Here is a 19,152-nt window from a genome sequence, read left to right on the forward strand (position 1 = left end):
CCCGAAAGTTCTTCAAGTTGACGGATGTCACGCCACGGCGGCGTTCGCAGCGCGCGGTTTCGCTGGAAACGCTCTCACCCGCGTCGGTCGCATCGTCCGCCTCGAGCCAGCTCGCGCCTGCCCGCCCGGTCCGCGTCCGTGCCGGGCACGGCATAATCAAGCATGGTCAGCGTGCACCGTCCCGCCCCCATCCACGTCGCCGAAGAGGACCTCGACGATCTGCGAGAGCGGCTGCGCCGCACGCGCTGGCCGGAGCCGGTGCCGGCAGCGGCGTGGGCAGCCGGCACGGATCTCGCCATTCTCCACGAGCTGTGCCGTATCTGGGCTGATGACTACGATTGGCGGCCCCACGAAGAATGGCTGAACAGCCTCGATCCGATCATGGTGCCGGTTGACGGCCTCGAGCTTCATGTGTTCCGCGCCTCCGCCCGACGAGCCGATGCCATCCCGCTGCTGCTGCTCCACGGGTGGCCCGGGTCGATCGTCGAGTTCCGTCGGGTGATCGAGCCCCTCGTCGACCCTCCCTCCGGGACGGCGGCCTTCGACCTCGTCATGCCCACACTCCCGGGCTTCGGGTTCGGCGGCAAGCCGACCGAGCCCGGCTGGGGGGTCACGCGCATCGCCGAGGCCATGCACACCCTCATGGCCACGCAGCTGGGCTACACGCAGTACGGCGTCGCCGGTGGCGACTGGGGCGCGATCATCGGCTCTCGACTCTCGCAACTGCACCCCGACGCGGTGATCGGCTTCCACACCAACATGCCGCTGTTCGGCGTCCACCGGCTGCCCTCGTGGGCGGAAGGCGCCGATGAGCACGAACTCGACCTGCTCGCCCGATGGGACGAAATGGACGTGACGGCCTGGATACTCGAGAAGTTCGAGGCGTGGAGCGACGGCGGCCTCGGCGCCTTCGTGACCGAGGATCTGCTGACCAACCTGATGTTCTACTGGATTCCGCGCTCTGTCGCGTCATCCGCCATGATCTACTACGAGTCGCGGCTGGACCCAGAGGGACGCGTCCACCCAGCGCCCGAAGTGCCGACCGCCGCGGCCGTCTTTCCGGCCGAGATCAATCCGGCCGTCCAGCGGTGGGTGGAGCCCAACTACCGTTTGGCGCGGTACACCGAGATGCCGCGCGGCGGTCACTTCGCCGCACTCGAGCAACCCGCACTCTATGCCCAGGACGTCAGTGAGTTCTTCGCAGGTCTCGGGCGAGGCTGAGGCGGCTGGTTCGCGGCTCGTCCCTGCTCAGCCATTCTCAGCCGTCGTCACACGAGGCGGCTGACGGCCACGTCGCGGAAGCGCTCTTCGCGGAGCCGCGCGGCTTCCCGCTGCCGCTCGTGCAGCTCGGCCAGCTGCTCGCGGCTCTGCTCGACGGGCGCGGGTCGCACGAGGCGGGAGATCCGCTCGATGAGCGTCTCGTGGCCGGCCGGGCGGGCGGATGCCGTCCCCGTGGCGATGAGTGCGGTGTTCATGATGACTCCTCGGGTTCCGTTCGGTTCGGGCCTGTTTTCTGGCTTGTATCCGTTGTACGGCGAGGGGTCGGTGCGGCTCGTCCGCGAAGACTACTGAGATCTCGCGCGAGCACTACCGAGATCTGCGCACGTGGCGTCGGTAGTCGACGCCACCCGCGCACGCTGATCCGGGTGGCCGCGTGATTCGTGCATGCACGAAAGGGGACAAGAGGTTCGGGCCAGGCGACTCCTGAAAACAAGGACGCGGTAACTCCTCGAGTGAGCGTCCTTGTTTTCAGGAGTCCTCGGTGGTCGAGTAGCGCCCGGCGCATCGCGCCGCGCGACTCGATCACCGGAGCGGACGCGTCCGGCTGCGCCGGGCGCTACTCGATCACCGGCGGGAGCACCTCGGGCGCCAGCCGCGCGGCCTCCTGGCGCGACGGCACGCCCAGCTTCGCGAGGATCGCGGCGACGTGGCTGTCGACAGTGCGCACCGAGAGCACGAGCCGCCCGGCGATCTCGGTGTTCGTGAGTCCCTCGGACACGAGCCGCAGCACGTCGACCTGGCGATCGGTGAGGCCCGCCGGATTGCGCCGCGTCGGCGTCGACGGGCCGCGCGGAATGCTCCGGACGCCGCGCTCCCGCAGTTCGCTGCGCACCCGGCGCGCCAGCGGTGCGGCGTCGATGCGGTCGAGGATCGCGAGCGCCTCGAGCAGGTCGGCGTCGTGCGGACTCTCCGCGAGCGCGGACGCCTCGTGGTAGGGGCATCCCCGCGCCCGCCAGAGCTCCGCGGCGCGGCGCCAGTCGCCTCGCGCCTGCACTGCGAACGGGTGGTCGCCGTCGGGTACCTCGACCTCCTCGCCCGCGCGGCGCAAGTACGCGGCGAGCTCGGCCTGCTGGTTCACGGCCCGGAGGGCCACCGCTTCGTCGTAGGCGGACCGCGCGATCGCGCGGGCGGAGTCGACGTCGCCGCGCAGCAGGGCGGCTTCGGCTCGCGCCGCCGCCACGGGGCCCGTTCGCTGCCACTCGCCGAGGTGCGTGGCGACGCGCCACGCCTCGTCGAGCGTCGCGTCGCCGTCGGGGTCCCCGCGACGCACACTGACGACGCCCGCCACCGTGAGCGCCACGCATCGCGCATGCGGCTGCGATTCGCTCGAATAGGCGGCAGCGGCGATCGCGTCATCCCACTGCGCCCGCGCAAGGTGGAGTCGCGCTCGCTCGACCTGCTGGTAGGTCCAGAGCCCCATGACCTCAGCCCGTTGCGAGAATTCGAGCGCCGGCCCGATATGGCGTTCGGCGAGATCGAGGCGGTACTGGTCGAGCAGGCTCCACACCAGGTTGACGTGGGCACGGGCGGCGTCGTCCATGAAGTTGCCGGCGGCCGCGACATCCGCCGCCTCCAGCAGCTCCTCGATGCCCTCGTCGCGGTTCTGCAGCATATGCGCCGTGCCGAGGTTGTTGAGGGCGTGCGAGAGCACTCGACGGTCGCCGACCTCGCGCCCGATCGCGACCGCGCGCGACGCGAGGTCGATCGTGCGCGGCACGTCGTGCGCGAGCATGGCGAGTTGCGCCTCATTGCTCAAGGCCAGCGCGAACAAGGCACGGTCATCGGAGTCATTCAAGACCTCGGATGCTTCGCGGGCCGCCTCCTCCGCGCCGCGCCGCTCCCCCGCGAGCCAGTGGAAGCGCGACGACCAGCGCAGGCTCGCCCCGAGCGCCGTGGCGTCGCCGAGCTCGCGCCGCAACTGCAGGACATCCGCCTGAGCCTCCACAGCCTCGGATCCGAGGCCGAGCATGTAGGCCTCGATGGCATGCTCCTCCATCAGTTCGACACGCTCGGTCGCGTCGAAGCGATCGGCGTACTCGAGCGCCGCACGATAGTGCGCGACCGCCTGCCGGTGCGCACCGCTCACCGCTGCGTCGCGCGCGGCAAGCGGCGCCCACGCCAGGATGGCGTCGACGTCGCCCGCCTCGACCGCGTGCGAGACGATACGGCCCGGGTCGGCGCCGATCTCGAGCAGCATCGCGAGGACGCGCGCGTTGAGCCCGATCCGGCGGGACGCCGACAGGGAGTCGACCACGGCGCGCCGCGTGAGCTCGTGGCGGAACTGCACGCCGTCGGGCCGCACGGCGAGGATGCCGCGTTCCTCAGCGGCGCTGAGCGCGAGTGCCCCGCCGGGCACGAGCCGCGCGAGCTCCGCCGATCCGACCGCAGAGGGGATGACGGCGAGCTGTTCGACCTGCGCCCTCGTCTCGGCGTCGAGGCGGCGCAATCGCCCCGTGACGGCATCAACGACCGTGCGCGGCACGTGCGCGGCATCCGCCGAGGCGACGAGCTCGCTCACGAAGTACGGATTGCCGCGCGTGAGGGCGAAGACGCGCTCGGGGTCGAGCCCGCCCTCGGCGGCGAGCGCTCCGACGGCCGACGGCGAGAGTCGCTGCACCGCGACGTGCCGCACGTTCGTGTGCACGTCGCCGAGCAGCCGAGTGAGCGGATGACCGCCGTCGAGCTCGTCGTCGCGATACGTGAGCACGAGCACGACGGGAAGCTCGTCGATGCGCCGCGCCAGGAAACGCAGCGCATCGAGCGTGGCCTCGTCGGACCAGTGCACGTCCTCGACGACGAGCACGGTTCCGGGCGCGGTCTCGAGTTCGTCACGCAGCGACTCGAAGATCTCCTCGCGATCGCCCGAGCGCAGGGCGTCCGCGAGTCGCCGCCCGACGAACGGCGTCAGGTCGCGTAGCGGTCCCAGGGTTCGCGGCGTTGCGAGCGCATCGCACGCGCCTACGAGCACGCGGCAGCCCGCGGGCGGGCGCGACCGCAGCGCCGCCACGAGGCTCGACTTGCCGATGCCGGCTTCGCCGTGCACGAGCAGCACGCTGCCGCGACCCTCGCTTGCGGCGCGCGCGGCGCCATCGAGCTCGCCGAGTTCGTGCTCGCGCTCCAGCAGGGTCATAGTGCGATCGTGCTCTCGCGGCGGCGGGCGCGCAAGGAATCAGAGACCCGAGTACGCGTGCAGTCCCTTGAAGAAGAGGTTGACGACGGTGAAGTTGAACAGCACCGCCGAGAAGCCGATGATCGCGAGCCACGCCGAGCGCGAGCCGCGCCAGCCGCGGGTCGCCCGCGCGTGGATGTAGCCGGCGAAGATGACCCAGATGATGAAGGTCCAGACTTCCTTCGTGTCCCAGCCCCAGTAGCGGCCCCACGCCTTCTCGGCCCAGATCGCGCCGGCCATGAGGGTGAAGGTCCAGAGGATGAAGCCGATGATGTTGACGCGGTAGGCGAGATTCTCGAGGGTGATCGAGTCGGGAAGCGTTGCGAGGAAGTTCTGCTTCACGGCCTTCGCGGTCTCGGCGACCGACTCGCGCCGCGACTGCAGGAGCTGCACGACCGAGAGGGCGAAGCCGAGCGCGAAGAAGCCGACCGACGACGACGCGACGAACACGTGGATCACGAGCCACACCGACTGCAGGGCGGGTGGCAGCGGCACGACGCTGACGTAGAAGTTCACGGTCGCGACCCCGAGCAGCACGAGCACGAGGCCCGTCACGAACGTGCCGAGGAAGCGCAGGTCCTGCTTCACCAGCAGGAGCACGACGAGGAACACGGTCGTGATGATGAGCGTGCCCGTGAGCGCGAACTCGTACATGTTGGCCCACGGCACACGTCCGGCGGCGAGACCGCGCAGCACGTCGGCGGTGAGGTGCAGCAGCCACGCGACGACCGTCATGGCCACGCCCACGCGCAGTGCCGGCGAGCGACCGTACACGACGGATGCCGCAGCACCCGCCCGGTTCGCAGGACGGGCGGCGCCCTCGGTGCTCCCCACCGCGGACGCACCTACCGCGACCGGCACCTTCGCCTCGTCGACCGCGCGCGTCGCCGCGACGGAGCGCCTCGCGAGGTCGATCGCGTACGCGATGAACGCGATCGCGTATACGGCCATCGCCGAATACACGCAGAGGATGGAGATCTCGTCGAGCGTGAACGTCACGGTTTCTACCTTACGTCGAAGAGGAATCGCGGTCGTGGGGCGGTTCGGCGGCCGAGAGCCCGGCGGCATGCCGGTCGGCGAACGCCGTGACCGCGGCCTCGAGCCCCGGGTCCTCACCGCGCGCGAGTGCCGCGTACTCGAGCACGACACGGCCGTCGGGGCGCGTCGCGGCCTTCACCCACATGCGTCGTCGCGGCACGAAGAGCGAGACGAGGAGTCCGGCGAGGATGAGGATCGCGAACACAAGCACCCACAGTTGCGACGGGTCGTGGTGGATGTCGAACGACGCGAAGCGCGGCACGCTCTGCGAGAGGTCGCCCTCGGCGGCATCCGGATCCGCATTGTCGAAGGAGACCGAGCCGAGCCCGTTCGGCAGCTCGGCCGTCTCGCCGGGCTTCAACTCGATCGAGTCGACGCCCGTCGAGCCGCCGGTGAGCTGCTCCATGCTCGACGGGTCGAGCGTGTACACCGAGGTGGGCTCGCCGCCGTCGATGCCGAGGTCGCCCTGGTACACGTTGAGGGTGAGCACCGGGAAGATCAGGTCGGGGTAGCTCGACGTGTAGGCCCCCGAGGCGAGCTCGCTCTGCGTCGGGTAGAAGAATCCGACCATGCCGACCTGCTCCTCGAGGCCGTCGGGCACCTTGACGACGCCGATCGAGGTGAGGTTGGCGTCTTGCGGCAGGAACGGCACCGAGTCGGTGAAGACCACCTCGCCGTCGGCATCGCGCACCGTGATCGTCGGCGCGTAGCCGTTGCCGAGCAGGTAGACGTCGGTGCCGTGGGTGTAGAGCGGCTCGTTGACCTTCACGGTCTCCTCCGTCGCCTGCTCGCCCTGGCCCTGCACGGTCACGTGCGCGGTGAAGTCGATCGCCTGCCCGATCGCGTCTTGATTGCGCGTCTCGTAGACGGCGTCGAGCTCTTCGAGCGAGATCCGATAGGGCTTGAGCGAGGTGTCGTCGAAGAAGCGGCCGGGGTTGAACGAGTCGTAGGCCGCGAGCGTGTTGACGAAGGACTGGCCCTCGACGATCACGCGCTGCCCCGCGAAGCCGAAGCCGCCGCCGATGCCCACGGCCACGAGCACGCCGAGCAGCGCGGTGTGGAACACGAGGTTGCCGGTCTCGCGCAGGTAGCCGCGTTCGGCGGAGACGGATGCCTCGTCGCGCGCGTCGAAGCGCTCGACCCGGTACCCCGCCTGGCGGAGCTGCTTCGCCGCGGCGTCGATCGCGGCATCCGCTCCACTGCTGGTTGAGCCTGTCGAAACCGCGCCCGCCGAAACCGGCAACGGCCGTTCGGTATATCCCGCGAGGCGCGAAAGCCGCACCGGCGTGCGCGGCGGGCGGGCTCGCAGCGCCTCGAGGTGGTGCTTCGTGCGCGGGATGACGCAGCCGATGAGCGAGACGAACAGCAGCAGGTAGATCGCCGAGAACCACGCCGACGTGTAGACGTCGAACATCTGGAAGCCGTCGAGCACGGGCGCGAGCGCGGGGTTGTCGGTGAAGTACTGCACGACCCCGTTGGGGTCGCTCGAGCGCTGCGGCACGAGGGAGCCCGGCACCGCGGCGATCGCGAGCAGCAACAGCAGGAGCAGGGCCGTGCGCATGCTCGTGAGCTGGCGCCACGCGAAGCGGATCCAGCCGATGAAGCCGAGCTTCGGCTGGCTGACCGAGTTGTCGGATGCCGCGTCGGGCGCACCCTCGACGGAGTCGATGTGATCGGCGGGCCGCGACGGCGCGCCCGGGTCAGATTGCGGGGACAAAACCGGTGATCACCGCCTGCAGCTCGTAGATCCAGACCGTCCAGAGGCCCGAGACCATGAGCACGCCGATGAGCATGAGGAGCGAGCCTCCGATGATGTTGATGGCGCGGATGTGCCGGCGGAGGAACGCGAGCGATCCCGTGACCCAGCCGAAGCCGAGGGCGACGAGCAGGAACGGGATGCCGAGGCCGATGCAATAGGCGAGGCCGAGGAGCGCCCCGCGGCCCGCCGAGGCCGAGTCTGCGCTGAGGGCGAGCACGACGGCGAGGGTCGGGCCGATGCACGGGGTCCACCCGAGGCCGAACACGATCCCGAGGAGCGGTGCGCCCGCGAGACCGGTGGCGGGCCGCCACGAGGGCTTGATCGTGCGTTGCAGGAACGTGAACTGCCCGATGAAGACGAACCCCATGACGATGAGCACGATGCCGAGCACCCGCACGAGCAGGTCGGCGTAGACCTGCAGCCACGCACCGATCACACCGAACGCGGTCGTGAAGATGAGGAACACGAGCGTGAAGCCCGCGATGAACAGGAGCACGCCGAGCAGGAGGCGTCGACGGTTGCGGCGTGCCTCGACGGCGTCGGCCGAGGCATCCGTGAATCCGCCGACGTAGCCCAGGTAGCCGGGCACGAGCGGCAGCACGCACGGCGAGAGGAATGAGACGATACCCGCGGCGAGCGCGATCGGCATCGCCGCGAGCAATTGCCCGTTCAGCACGATCTCACCGACGCCCATGCCCGCCGCCCGGCCTATGCCTGCTCGGCGAGCAGCTGGTCGATGATCGACTCGAGGATCGACGCGCTGTCGAGCTGCCCGAGCACTCTCGCGGCCACGCGGCCCTCCTGGTCGAGCACGATCGTCGTCGGCACGGCGGCCGGCGGCACCGGGCCCGAGAACGCGAGCTGCGCCTCACCCGAGTTGACATCGAGGATCGACGGATACGTCACGCCGTACTTCTCCTCGAAGGACGCAGCGGTGCCGGCCTGGTCGCGCACGTTCACGCCCACGAAGCTCACGCCCTCGTCGGCGAACGCCTCCGACACATCCTGCAGGATGGGCGCCTCCGCCCGGCACGGCGCGCAGCCCGCGTACCAGAAGTTCACGACCTGCACGTCGCCCTCGGCGTCGGCCGAGTCGTAGCGTTGGCCCTCGACCGTCTCGCCCGAGAACTCGATGCGCTCGCCGCGCTGCGGCTCGTCGAACTCCGAGATGGTGCCGTCGCCCGCGATGTAGTTCTTGCCGCTGCCCTCGCGGTACTGCTCGGCGAGCGGGTCGCTCGTACACCCCGTCAGCAGGAGAGCGGATGCCACGGCGAGCACAACCCCGACTCTGCGGGTTCCGTGCATCACACCGCCCCCACGTCGGTTGCGTGCGCAGCCAGCCCCGCCGCCGGATCGCGGTAGCCGACCTCCACGAAACCCGCACCGCGACGCTCGAACGTCGTGATGCTCGAGAGGGCGCAGCGACGGCGGCGCGGGTCGTGCGAGAGCGACATGCCCACGACCCGGCGGTGCACCATCCAGATCGGCAGCTGGTGGCTCACGATCACGACGTCGCCGTCGTCGACCGAGGTCCAGGCGTCGTCCATCGCGTGCAGCATGCGGGTCGCGATCGAGCGGAACGGTTCGCCCCAGCTCGGCTGGAGCGGGTTCACGAGGTAGCCCCAGTTGCGCACATCGCGGAGGGCGCCGGCGCGGCCGCTCATGCGCTTGCCCTCGAATCGGTTCTCGGGCTCGATGACGCGGTCGTCGAGCGAGGCCTCGAGCGCGAACACCCGGCCGATGGGCTCAGCCGACTGCTGGGTGCGCTGCAACGGAGAGGAGATGAGGGCCCGCACCGGGCGGGAGCGGCCGGCGAGGTCGTCGGCGGCGGCTTGCGCCATCTCATGCCCGAGGGTGGAGAGTCCGTAGCCCGGGAGACGACCGTAGAGCACGCCCTGGGGGTTGAATACCTCGCCATGGCGCACGAGATGGATCTGCTCGGCCGGCACGGTCTCCAGTCTACGGAGCGGTTCCCTATGAAAGCGCCGAGCGCCCTGTGCCCCCGACCCGTCGAAACACCGACGGCCGAGACGGCAGTCGGCGCTGGCGTCGGGGCGAAGGCCAGAAATGGCCTTCGCTCCCAGCTCCAGCGCGCAAGTAGGATGGTCGATCGTGAACACCCGCACCCTCGTCAAGAACCTCGCCGCGCTCCCCGACGGCCCCGTCACCGTGTCCGGATGGGTCGAGACGGTGCGTGATCAGAAGAAGGTGCAGTTCGTCATCCTGCGCGACGAGTCCGGGGCGGTGCAGCTCGTGAACCCCGCGACCCGCGAACTCCCTGAGCCCATTGAAGGGGGCGAGGCGGATGCCGCGGCATCCGCTCGGCTCGCGACCACCGAGTCGATCTCGGCGCTCGCCCACGGCACCTTCCTCACCGTGTCGGGCGAACTGAAGCACGACGAGCGGGTCAAGCTCGGCGGCCTCGAGGTGAAGATCGGCTCGCTCGAGGTGGTCGCCGAGGCCAACCCCGAGACGCCGATCGCGGCCGACTCGAGCCTCGACAAGCGCATGGACTGGCGCTTCCTCGACTTGCGCCACCCGAAGCAGCACCTCATCTTCCGCATCCAGACGACGTTCGAGCACGCGCTGCGGCAGTACTGGGTCGACAACGACTTCATCGAGATCCACACCCCGAAGCTCATGGCGAGCGCGAGCGAGTCGCGCGCCGAGCTCTTCGAGGTCGACTACTTCGAGGGCAAGGCCTACCTCGCGCAGAGCCCGCAGTTCTTCAAGCAGATGGCGCAGCCGGCCGGCTTCGGCAAGGTGTTCGAGATCGGCCCGGCGTTCCGTGCCGACCCGTCGTTCACGTCTCGGCACGCGACCGAGTTCACGTCGATCGACGCCGAGATGAGCTGGGTCGACTCTCATGAAGATGTCATGCGCATGCACGAGGAGCTTCTCGTCGCCGCGTTCACGGCGGTGAAGGAGAAGCACGGCGCCGAGATCCTCGATCTCTTCGGCATCGAACTCGAGGTGCCCACGACGCCGTTCCCGCGCATCCCGCTCGCCGAGGCGAAGCAGATCGTCGCCGACCGCGGCTACGTCATCCCGCGCGACGACGCGGACATCGACCCCGAGGGCGAGCGCCAGATCTCCGCGTACGTGAAGGAGACGTACGGGCACGACTTCGTGTTCCTCACGGACTGGGACATCAGCCTGCGGCCGTTCTACCACATGCGTCACCCAGAAGACTCGGCGCTCACCAACTCGTACGACCTCATCTACAACGGCGTCGAGATCTCGACCGGGGCGCAGCGCGAGCACCGCATCGACGTGCTCGTCGAGCAGGCGAAGGAGAAGGGGCTCGACCCCGAAGAGCTCGAGTTCTACCTCGACTTCTTCCGCTACGGCGTGCCCCCGCACGGCGGGTTCGGCATGGGTCTTGCCCGTGTGCTGATGCTCATGCTCGAGGAGCACTCGATCCGCGAGACGACGTACCTGTTCCGCGGCCCGACGCGCCTGCTCCCCTAGCCGCACCGCGTCATCTCGCGGGGTTCGAAGCTGCCCACAGGCGGGCGACGTAGGCTCGGAGGGTGACCGAGACCACGCGCACGGTCCGCATCGGAGGCGGCACGTTCCGCATGGGGTCGAGCGAGTTCTACCCCGACGAGACGCCCGTGCACGAGCGCACCGTGGGCCCGTTCGAGATCGACGTGCACCCCGTCACGAACGAGCAGTTCGCGGCGTTCGTCGACGCGACCGGCTACGTCACCGTCGCCGAGCGCCCGCTCGATCCCGCCGACTTCCCGGGCGCCGACCCGGCGGATCTCGTGCCGGGCGGCCTCGTGTTCACGCCGACCGACGGCCCGGTCGACCTGCGCGACTGGCGGCAGTGGTGGCGCTGGGGCGCGGGCGCGAGCTGGCGGCATCCGTTCGGGCCCGGGTCATCCGTCGACGACAAGCCCACCCATCCCGTCGTGCAGGTGAGCTTCGCGGATGCCTCGGCCTACGCCGCGTGGGTCGGCAGGCGCCTGCCGACCGAGGTCGAGTTCGAGTTCGCCGCGCGCGGCGGCCTCGACGGGGCGCGGTTCCCCTGGGGCGATGAGGAGCGTCCGGGCGGACGACTCATGGTGAACCGGTGGCAGGGCTCGTTCCCCTACCGCAACACGGGCGCCGAGGGGTGGGTCGGCACGTCGCCGGTGATGACGTTCCCGGCCAACGGATACGGGCTCTTCGACGTCGTCGGCAACGTGTGGGAATGGACCACCGACTTCTACACGTCGCGGCACGAGGTGGCCGGCCAGGTGGCGGTCAACCCGGGCGCCCGCGAGAACCTGCTCGCCGGGGCATCCGCCGAACCGGGCTCGCGAATCCCCCGCCGCGTGCTCAAGGGCGGTTCGCACCTCTGCTCCCCCGAGTACTGCCTGCGCTACCGCCCGGCGGCCCGCTCACCGCAAGCCGACGACACGGCGACGACCCATATCGGGTTCCGCTGCGCGCGCGACGTCACCTGACCGGGTCAGACGGCGCCGTCGGGCCGCTCGGTGGCTTCCAGGTCGCGGAACGCCGGCCCTTCGATGAGGCGACCGGATGCCTCGAAACGCGAGCCGTGCAACGGGCAGTCCCACGTCGCTTCGGCGTCGTTCCAGCACAGCACGCCGCCGAGGTGGGTGCACACCGCTCGCACGGCGCGCGTGGTGCCGTCGACGGTCGAGACGCCGATCGGTACGCCTCCGCGTGAAGCCACGACACCCTGCCCCTCGGCGGGCTTCGGCACGGGCGCCCGGTGCAGCTCCGCGCGCACCCATCCGGCGACGAGCTCGCGCCCGACCGTGGCGTTCTCGGCGATGCCGCGGCCGACGTCGGACGGCATGGTGACGCGGGTGGCGAGCGTCCTGATCCACGGACGCTGCTCCGGCCGCGGCTCGCCGAGGATCTCCGCCGAGATGCGCAGCGCCGCCGCCGCACCGTTCGTGAGTCCCCACTTGGCGTACCCGGTGGCGACCCACACGCGGCCGCGGCCGCGCGGCATCCGTCCGGCGAAGGGAACGAGGTTGGCCGACTCGTAGTCCTGCGCCGACCACCGGTGGGTGAGTTCGGCTCCGGGGAAGTATCGCTTCGTCCACTCGAGGAGGTCCTCGACGCGTGCGGCGGCGGAGTCCACGCGGCCCACCGGGTGCTCGTTGCCGCCGACGATGAGCTGCTGCGGGGCATCCGGCGACTCGGGATCGGGTGCCGCGCGCAGCGAGCGGGTGCGCCCGTCGACGGAGATGAACAGCCCCGGCGTGGGCGGGTCCTCGACGCGGAACGACGCGAGGTAGGAGCGGGAGTGCCGCGTCTTCGCGAAATACAACCCGCGGTAGAGCACCGGAGCGGCGGTCGTGATGACGACGTCGTCGGTGAGCAGCTCGCCGTTGTCGGTCTCGACGACGGCCGGATCCGACGCGCGCACGCCGGTGACGCGAACGCCGGTGGTGAGCACGCCGCCGTTCCGCACGAACTCCCGCGCCATCTCGAGGGCGAGCCGATACGGGTCGAGGGCGAGCTGGCCGGGAAGCGCGACGGCGCCCGCGAACGGGAACGGCACCGGCATCCGCTCGACTCGCTCGACCGGCAGGCCGGCCTCGAACGCGGCCTGGAACACGTCGTCGAGCGTGCGCAGGCCGCCCTGCTCCTGCGCGTAGCTGTAGTCCGTCTCGAAGGAGAACGGCACACCGTGCTCTCGGCTGAACTGCTCGATCCAGCGCTGGCCGTCGAGGTTCGCCTCGATGTAGGCGCGCGTCACGCGAGCCGAGTGCGACCGCCGGATCATGCTCAGCCGCTTGCCCTGCAGCACGCTCGCCTTGCCGGTGTTGCCACCGGTCGCGAGCGCGGCGACGTCGCGTGCCTCGATGACGGCGACGCTGCGGCCGGCGCGCTGGAGCTCGAGCGCCGCGGTGAGACCGGTGATCCCCGCGCCGACCACGACGACGTCGTATCGATCGCCAGGCACCGCCCCGCGTTCGGGCGGCACGAGCGGCCGCCCCTCGAATTCGCCGGTCGCGGCCGCTTTCCAGATCGACGTCATGGCACCAGTCAAGGGGCATGGCGCTGAACCGGCAACGCCTTGACGAAGCGCGCAGCGCAGGGATACGAGGTCGATCGCGACGAAATCAATCGCCGAGCAGCGCCGCCCGCAGTCGCGTCGCGTCGACACGCCAGAAGTCGTGCACCTCGCCGTCGATGAGCAGCACGGGGATCTCCTCGGCGTACCGCGCGTGCAGTTGCGCGTCGTCGAGGATCGAGCGCTCGTCGAGCACGATGCGCGGCGCAGCATCCGTCGCCGCCTCGAACTCGGCGATCACCCCCTGCACCACCGCTCGCGCGTCGTCGCAGAGGTGGCATCCGGGCTTGCCGATGAGGGTCAGGCGGATGTCTCGTGCGCTCACCCTGCAAGCCTACGCATGCCGCCCGGGCGCAGCGAAAAGCGCCAGGCCTGATGCCTGGCGCTCAGCTGTGTTGCGAAGGACTACTTCTTGTTGCGGCGCTGGTGGCGCGTCTTGCGGAGCAGCTTGCGGTGCTTCTTCTTTGCCATGCGCTTGCGACGCTTCTTGATGACAGAACCCATCAAAACCTCACAGAAAGATCGAGACGGCCGCGCGTGCCGCAGCCGAAGGCATGAAAGCCTCGCGATAGTCTAGCGGATTCGGGCCGCCGCCCTTCGCCGATGCGTTAGCGTCGAAGGATGCCCCAGCACGACGTCGTCATCCGCACCACCGAGGCAGACGACTGGCAGGCCGTTCGAGCCCTCCGCCTCGAGATGCTGCGGGACTATCCGATCGCCTACGGCGAGACCCTCGAACACGCGCTCCTCGCCGACGAGGCCACGTGGCGACTTCGCGGCGCACGCGGCACGACCCGCGGCCAGACCGCGATCGTCGCCATCATCGGCGAGCGCTGGGTGGGCACCATGGGCGGATACATCCCTGATGCCAAGACCGGGCCCTCACTCGTCGGCGTCTACGTTGCGCCCGACCAGCGCGGCGACGCGGCAGGGGTGTCGCGCCTCCTCCTCGACGCCGTGGAGCAGTGGGCCCGCGACTGGGGCGACACCCTGCGGCTCGAGGTGCATGAAGACAACGTTCGCGCCCGACGGTTCTACGAGAAGCTCGGCTTCACGTTCACGGGCCGCAGCCGGGCGTACGAGCTCGCCCCGGGAGGGCTCGAACTCGAGATGATCAAGCCGCTGCGCTGAGCGGGCGGCGGGCGCCAAGCGGCAGGCACCCGGCCCATCCGACGCTGGGAGGCCGCGTGGCGGCCACGGGATGTCGCCCGCAGCGGACAGACTGACGCCATGCACTTGTTCGCAGACACCCTGCTCATCGCCGCCATCGTGGGCACCGGCCTGGTGGCGGGCGTGTTCTTCGCGTTCTCGGGCTTCGTCGTGCAGGGGTTCGACCGGCTCGCGCCCGAGCACGCTGCGCGGGCGATGCGCGAGGTCAACGTCACGGCCGTGCGCGCGCCGCTCATGCTCGCGATCTTCGCCACGGCGCTGCTGGTGGCGATCCTGTTCGTGTTCGCGCTCCTCGGCGAGCCCGAAGGGGGCACCCAGTGGGCGATCATCGGGGCCGCGCTCTACCTCGTGGGCGTCATCGGCGTCACCGGCGGAGCGAACGTGCCGCGCAACAACCAGCTGGCGGCGGCCACCGAGACGGATGACGCGGCCCTCGCCGCGGCCTGGCTCGCGTTCCGGCCCGGCTGGGCCGCCTGGAACCACGTGCGCACGCTCAGCTCGACGGCGGCGTGCCTCTGCCTCGTCGTCGCGCTGATCGCGAGCCACGGAGGGTTCCGCTGACGCGCTCAGTCACCGATCAGCCGGCGCCGCTTCGGCGCGACGACCGCCGTCACCTGGTGCGCCGTGTCGGCGAAGGCCTTGCCGATCGCCGACGCGAACGCGCGCTGGTCGTCGTTCAGGGCGATCTCGCCATTGGACTCGACGCCCGCGAGCGCCGCGGCATCGGCTGCGGCATCCGACGACAGGAACGGGATGAGCCAGTCTTCAAGGGTCTCGAGCGGCCCGCGGTCGAGCTTGTAGTACCGGTGCTGGCCCTCTTCGCGTACCGCGACGAGCCCAGACTCGCGCAGCACCTTGAGGTGCTTCGAAACCGTGGGCTGGCTCGCACCGAGCGCGGTCACGATGTCTGAGACGCTGATCTCGCCACCCGACTGCGGCACCCCGCGTTCACGCTCGAGGAGGACCGCAAGGATGTCGCGCCGCGTCGAGTCCGCCACCACGTCGAAGATGTCCGCCATGCACCAAGGCTAGTCACTCCCGGCGGGGAGTACCATGACATCGCGTTCGGTGACGGCACAGAGGGGGGTCGATGCGCGTACAGCCCGTGGCCCGATTGGGTGGAGTCGACCGGCGGTCGTGGCTCGGTCGGGCACGCGATGCGATCGACTCCCTCGTCAAGAGCTCGCCGTCGCGGTTCGCGATCCTCATCTTCACCGCCCTCATTCTCGTCACCACGCTCCTGTTGTCGTTGCCGATCGCGCGAGCGGGTGAGGGCAGCGGCACTCCGCTCGCCGACGCCCTGTTCACGGCGGTGTCGACGATCTGCGTCACCGGCCTGTCGACCGTCGACATGGCCACCCACTGGTCGCCGTTCGGCAACGCCGTCGTGGTCATCGGCATGAACGTCGGCGGCATCGGCGTGCTGACCCTCGCGTCGATCCTCGGCCTCGTCATCTCCCGTCGGCTCGGCCTGCGTGCGAAGCTCATCGCTGCGAGCGACACGAACCCCTCGCGAATCCACGTCGGGCCGGTCTCCGAGAGCCAGGCGGTGCGACTCGGCGAGGTCGGCAGCCTGCTCCTCACCGTCGCCTCGAGCCTGCTCGTCATCGAGGCCGTCATCGCGATCGGGATGGTGCCGAGCATGCTCGCCGCCGGATACGACTTCGGAACGAGTCTCTGGTACTCCAGCTACTACTCGGTGAGCGCCTTCACCAACACCGGATTCAGCCCCAATCCGGCCGGGGCGGTCGAGTTCATCGACGACTACTGGTTCCAGTCGCTGCTGATGCTCGACGTCTTCCTCGGCAGCCTCGGGTTTCCCGTGATCTTCGCGCTGCTCCGCACCTGGCGCGTGCCGCGCCGGTGGAGCGTGCACGTGAAGCTCACCATCACCACCACGGTGATCCTCTTCATCGCGGGAGCCGCGATGTTCCTGCTCCTCGAGTTCAACAACCCGCGCACCTACGGTCAGCTCGCCGCCGGGCCGACCATATTCCAGTCGTTCTTCATGTCGGCGATGACCCGCTCCGGCGGGTTCTCGATGATCGATCTGGCCGAACTCAACAGCTCGAGCCTGCTCGTCTCCGACATGCTCATGTTCGTCGGCGGCGGCTCCGCGTCGACCGCGGGCGGCATCAAGGTCACGACGCTCGCCGTGCTGTTCCTCGCCGCGTTCGCCGAGGCGCGCGGCGCGCCCGCGATGGAGGCCTTCGGGCGCCGCATCCCCCGCGACATCCTGCGCCTCTCCGTCAGCGTCGTGCTGTGGGGCGCGACGATCGTGGCGGTCTCGACGATCATCCTCAGCCAGATCACCAAGGCCCCGCTCGACTTCGTGCTCTTCGACGTGATCTCGGGCTTCGCCACGTGCGGGCTCTCGACGGGTTTCACGGCCGAGCTTCCCTCCGAGGGCAAGTACGTCATGGCTGCCACGATGTTCATGGGGCGGGTTGGTACAGTGACACTCGCCGCGGCCCTGGCGGCCAGCCAGCGTCGGCAGTTGTACCGGCATCCGGAAGAGAGGCCCATCGTTGGTTGATCGCATCAAGCACGATGCCCCAGTGCTCGTGATCGGACTCGGCCGCTTCGGTGCGGCAACGGCCGGGCAGCTCGACCGCCTCGGTCGCGAGGTGCTCGCCGTCGACGACGACGAGGCTCTCGTGCAGAAGTGGGCCGAGCGAGTGACCCACGCCGTCGTCGCCGACGCGCGGAACATCGACGCGCTGCGCCAGATCGGCGCGGGAGACTTCTCGATCGCCGTGTGCGCCGTCGGTTCCTCGATCGAGGCATCCGTGCTCATCACGGCGAACCTCGTCGATTTGAAGGTCCCGCAGATCTGGGCGAAGGCGATCTCGGCGTCGCACGGCAAGATCCTGCAGCGCATCGGCGCGAACCATGTCATCTACCCCGAGCGTGAGGCGGGCGAGCGGTCGGCGCACCTCGTGAGCGGGCGCATGCTCGACTTCATCGAGTTCGACGACGACTTCGCCCTCGTGAAGATGTACCCGCCGAAGCCGATCCGCGGCAAGAACCTCAAGGAGGCGGGCGTTCGGTCGAAGCACCGCGTCACGGTCGTCGGCGTGAAGAGCCCCGGAAAGCCATTCACGTATGCGACCGAGAACACGGTGGTCTCGAACCACGATCTCATCATCGTGTCGGGCACCGAGGGCGACATCGAGAAGTTCGCAGCGCTCGAGTAGCGACGAACCGCAGGAGATACCGCATCATGGGCGTGCATGCCGCCACATGATCGTGACTCTCCTGCATTCCAGCGAGCGGATGCCGCAGCCGGGCGCGCGGGCCCCTAGCTGAACAACAACGGCACCGTGCCCACCGCGCCCGCGACGAAGGCGATCGCGAGGAGCACGAAACCGACCGTGCGGATGATGCGCCGACCGGCGGGCGGGTCGTGCAGGCGCAACCGGTCGGGTTCGCGCTCCTTGTAGTACGCGGGCTCCTCTTCGGGCCGCAGGACATGCGCCCGCTCGTCGGAGCTGAGCCGCCGCTGGTGGAACGCGCCCTCGGCGAACCAGCGCACCGTGCTGCCGTGCTCCTGGTCGACGACGACGGCCTCGGTGCGGAGCCAGCGGCCGTCGGCGACCCGGATGAGGAGGGCGAGGAGAAGGAAGGCGAGGGCACCGCCGAGGGCGGTCCAGCCGATCACCTCGGCGACCACCGAGACGACCTCTGACGCTTCCACATCCTCACGGTAGCGGACCGCCCGGCCTCATGGGATCCCGGTTGGGGAGCGACTGTGCAGCCTGAGCGGCTGCGATTCTCGTGTCCGGGCGAAGCGCGAACCGACCGTCGCCGGCCCGCTGTTCGCACGGACGCGGGATCACGCGCCGGCCGCCTGCTCGCGAGCGCGAGCGAGCGCGGCATCCGTCGCCCGGTCGAAGGTCTGCTTGAGCGCGGCCTCTTCCAACACCGCGATGGCACGCTCGGTGGTGCCCTTGGGGCTCGTGACCCGGCGGCGCAGCTCCATCGGCGAATCATCGGATGCCGCGAGCAACTCACTCGCCCCCCGGAACGTGCCCTGCACCATCACGGCCGCCTGCTCGGGCGTGAATCCCTTGTCGACGGCCGTCGCCGTGAACTGCTCGATGAGGTAGAAGACGTAGGCGGGGCCGGAACCCGAAATCGTCGACAGCGCGTCGAGCTGCGCCTCGGGCACCACGAGCACCTCGCCGACTGCCTCGAAGAGCGTCACGGCGAGCGAGAGGTCGTCGTCGCTCGATCGCGTGCCCGCTGCGACGCCGGTGACCGCGCGGCCGACGACCGCGGGGGTGTTCGGCATCGAGCGGATGACCGCGATCGATTCGGGCAGCAACGACTCGAACGTCGCCACGGTCACGCCCCCGGCGACCGAGATCACGACCGTGCCGGGATCCAGTGCGTCGGAGATCTCGCGCAGCAGGTCGGGCACCATCGCGGGCTTGACGGCGACGACCACGATCTTCGCGCCGGTGACGGCCGTGCGGTTCGCCGCGGCATCCGTCTCGGTGGCGAAGGAGGTGACGCCGGGAAGGTCGTCGAGCTCCGCCGCCCGTGCTGCGGTGCGGTTGGTGGCACGGATGCCGCCGTCGACGACGACACCCGAGTGCAGCAGGCCGGAGAGGATGGCGCGAGCCATCGACCCCGCTCCGAGGAAGGCGATCGAGGGCAGGTGGATAGGGGCTTCGACGGTCATGCGAC

At 69.8% G+C, this 19,152-nt stretch carries 20 protein-coding genes; 7 read left to right on the forward strand and 13 right to left on the reverse strand.

What is annotated here, in order from left to right; translation table 11 throughout:
• The first annotated feature begins 171 nt into the window (after positions 1-171).
• Complete coding sequence (locus tag ESP51_RS02545; protein WP_164990364.1) at positions 172-1,221, forward strand: epoxide hydrolase family protein; 1,050 nt, start codon at positions 172-174, stop codon at positions 1,219-1,221.
• A 47-nt stretch (positions 1,222-1,268) separates the two neighbouring features.
• Here ESP51_RS02545 and ESP51_RS02550 read toward each other — a convergent pair whose 3' ends face one another.
• From ESP51_RS02550 to ESP51_RS02580, 7 genes are all read right to left on the reverse strand, one after another.
• Positions 1,269-1,475, reverse strand: coding sequence for a hypothetical protein (locus ESP51_RS02550; RefSeq protein WP_129519324.1), 207 nt, complete (start codon positions 1,473-1,475; stop codon positions 1,269-1,271).
• A gap of 362 nt (positions 1,476-1,837) precedes the next feature.
• Positions 1,838-4,411, reverse strand: coding sequence for an ATP-binding protein (locus tag ESP51_RS02555; protein ID WP_129519325.1), 2,574 nt, complete (start codon positions 4,409-4,411; stop codon positions 1,838-1,840).
• A 39-nt stretch (positions 4,412-4,450) separates the two neighbouring features.
• Positions 4,451-5,401, reverse strand: coding sequence for a c-type cytochrome biogenesis protein CcsB (ccsB, locus tag ESP51_RS02560; RefSeq protein ID WP_241842946.1), 951 nt, complete (start codon positions 5,399-5,401; stop codon positions 4,451-4,453).
• A 58-nt stretch (positions 5,402-5,459) separates the two neighbouring features.
• Positions 5,460-7,205, reverse strand: coding sequence for a cytochrome c biogenesis protein ResB (gene resB, locus ESP51_RS02565; protein ID WP_129519327.1), 1,746 nt, complete (start codon positions 7,203-7,205; stop codon positions 5,460-5,462).
• A complete protein-coding gene (locus ESP51_RS02570; RefSeq protein WP_129519328.1) occupies positions 7,189-7,941 on the reverse strand; it encodes a cytochrome c biogenesis CcdA family protein in 753 nt (250 codons plus the stop codon). Before ESP51_RS02570 ends, resB begins: the two co-directional genes overlap by 17 nt.
• Positions 7,942-7,955: 14 nt before the next feature.
• The gene (locus tag ESP51_RS02575) at positions 7,956-8,552 is read right to left on the reverse strand and encodes a TlpA family protein disulfide reductase (protein ID WP_129519329.1); all 597 of its coding nucleotides are present in this window, start codon (positions 8,550-8,552) and stop codon (positions 7,956-7,958) included.
• Positions 8,552-9,196, reverse strand: a complete 645-nt coding sequence (locus tag ESP51_RS02580) for a histidine phosphatase family protein (protein ID WP_129519330.1) — start codon at positions 9,194-9,196, stop codon at positions 8,552-8,554. Before ESP51_RS02580 ends, ESP51_RS02575 begins: the two co-directional genes overlap by 1 nt.
• 163 nt (positions 9,197-9,359) lie before the next feature.
• Between ESP51_RS02580 and aspS the strand changes: the two genes are divergently transcribed.
• Both aspS and ESP51_RS02590 read left to right on the forward strand, forming a co-directional pair.
• Entirely contained in the window at positions 9,360-10,718 is a 1,359-nt protein-coding gene (gene aspS, locus ESP51_RS02585) for an aspartate--tRNA(Asn) ligase (protein WP_129519331.1), read from the forward strand.
• Positions 10,719-10,780: 62 nt separating this feature from the next.
• Positions 10,781-11,701, forward strand: a complete 921-nt coding sequence (locus ESP51_RS02590; RefSeq protein WP_277871058.1) for a formylglycine-generating enzyme family protein — start codon at positions 10,781-10,783, stop codon at positions 11,699-11,701.
• 5 nt (positions 11,702-11,706) lie between these two features.
• On the opposite strand, the gene ESP51_RS02595 is transcribed toward ESP51_RS02590, so the two are convergent.
• From ESP51_RS02595 to ESP51_RS02605, 3 genes are all read right to left on the reverse strand, one after another.
• Positions 11,707-13,254 carry an FAD-dependent oxidoreductase gene (locus ESP51_RS02595; RefSeq protein ID WP_129519332.1) on the reverse strand — a complete coding sequence of 516 codons (1,548 nt, stop codon included), beginning with the start codon at positions 13,252-13,254 and terminating at the stop codon, positions 11,707-11,709.
• Positions 13,255-13,339: 85 nt separating this feature from the next.
• A complete protein-coding gene (locus ESP51_RS02600; protein ID WP_206737176.1) occupies positions 13,340-13,615 on the reverse strand; it encodes a glutaredoxin family protein in 276 nt (91 codons plus the stop codon).
• An 80-nt stretch (positions 13,616-13,695) separates the two neighbouring features.
• Positions 13,696-13,794 carry a 30S ribosomal protein bS22 gene (locus ESP51_RS02605; protein WP_003792170.1) on the reverse strand — a complete coding sequence of 33 codons (99 nt, stop codon included), beginning with the start codon at positions 13,792-13,794 and terminating at the stop codon, positions 13,696-13,698.
• 117 nt (positions 13,795-13,911) lie between these two features.
• On the opposite strand from ESP51_RS02605, the gene ESP51_RS02610 reads away from it, so the two are divergent.
• Both ESP51_RS02610 and ESP51_RS02615 read left to right on the forward strand, forming a co-directional pair.
• Complete coding sequence (locus tag ESP51_RS02610; RefSeq protein ID WP_129519333.1) at positions 13,912-14,421, forward strand: GNAT family N-acetyltransferase; 510 nt, start codon at positions 13,912-13,914, stop codon at positions 14,419-14,421.
• Positions 14,422-14,520: 99 nt separating this feature from the next.
• Positions 14,521-15,021, forward strand: a complete 501-nt coding sequence (locus ESP51_RS02615; RefSeq protein ID WP_129519334.1) for an anthrone oxygenase family protein — start codon at positions 14,521-14,523, stop codon at positions 15,019-15,021.
• A 5-nt stretch (positions 15,022-15,026) separates the two neighbouring features.
• Here the strand turns inward: ESP51_RS02615 and ESP51_RS02620 are convergent, their stop codons facing one another.
• Positions 15,027-15,479, reverse strand: a complete 453-nt coding sequence (locus tag ESP51_RS02620) for an ArsR/SmtB family transcription factor (protein WP_129519335.1) — start codon at positions 15,477-15,479, stop codon at positions 15,027-15,029.
• Positions 15,480-15,550: 71 nt separating this feature from the next.
• Here ESP51_RS02620 and ESP51_RS02625 point away from each other — a divergent pair, with 71 nt between their 5' ends.
• Both ESP51_RS02625 and ESP51_RS02630 read left to right on the forward strand, forming a co-directional pair.
• Positions 15,551-16,996 (forward strand): TrkH family potassium uptake protein, encoded by a 1,446-nt coding sequence (locus tag ESP51_RS02625; protein WP_129519336.1) that lies wholly within the window; start codon positions 15,551-15,553, stop codon positions 16,994-16,996.
• Positions 16,989-17,657 (forward strand): potassium channel family protein, encoded by a 669-nt coding sequence (locus tag ESP51_RS02630; protein ID WP_129519337.1) that lies wholly within the window; start codon positions 16,989-16,991, stop codon positions 17,655-17,657. Before ESP51_RS02625 ends, ESP51_RS02630 begins: the two co-directional genes overlap by 8 nt.
• A gap of 104 nt (positions 17,658-17,761) precedes the next feature.
• On the opposite strand, the gene ESP51_RS02635 is transcribed toward ESP51_RS02630, so the two are convergent.
• Positions 17,762-18,157, reverse strand: a complete 396-nt coding sequence (locus ESP51_RS02635; protein WP_129519338.1) for a hypothetical protein — start codon at positions 18,155-18,157, stop codon at positions 17,762-17,764.
• A gap of 138 nt (positions 18,158-18,295) precedes the next feature.
• Complete coding sequence (proC, locus tag ESP51_RS02640) at positions 18,296-19,147, reverse strand: pyrroline-5-carboxylate reductase (protein WP_129519339.1); 852 nt, start codon at positions 19,145-19,147, stop codon at positions 18,296-18,298.
• Positions 19,148-19,152: the final 5 nt, after the last annotated feature.

The sequence above is a fragment of the Agromyces albus genome, from assembly GCF_004134825.1.
Taxonomy (GTDB): domain Bacteria; phylum Actinomycetota; class Actinomycetes; order Actinomycetales; family Microbacteriaceae; genus Agromyces; species Agromyces albus.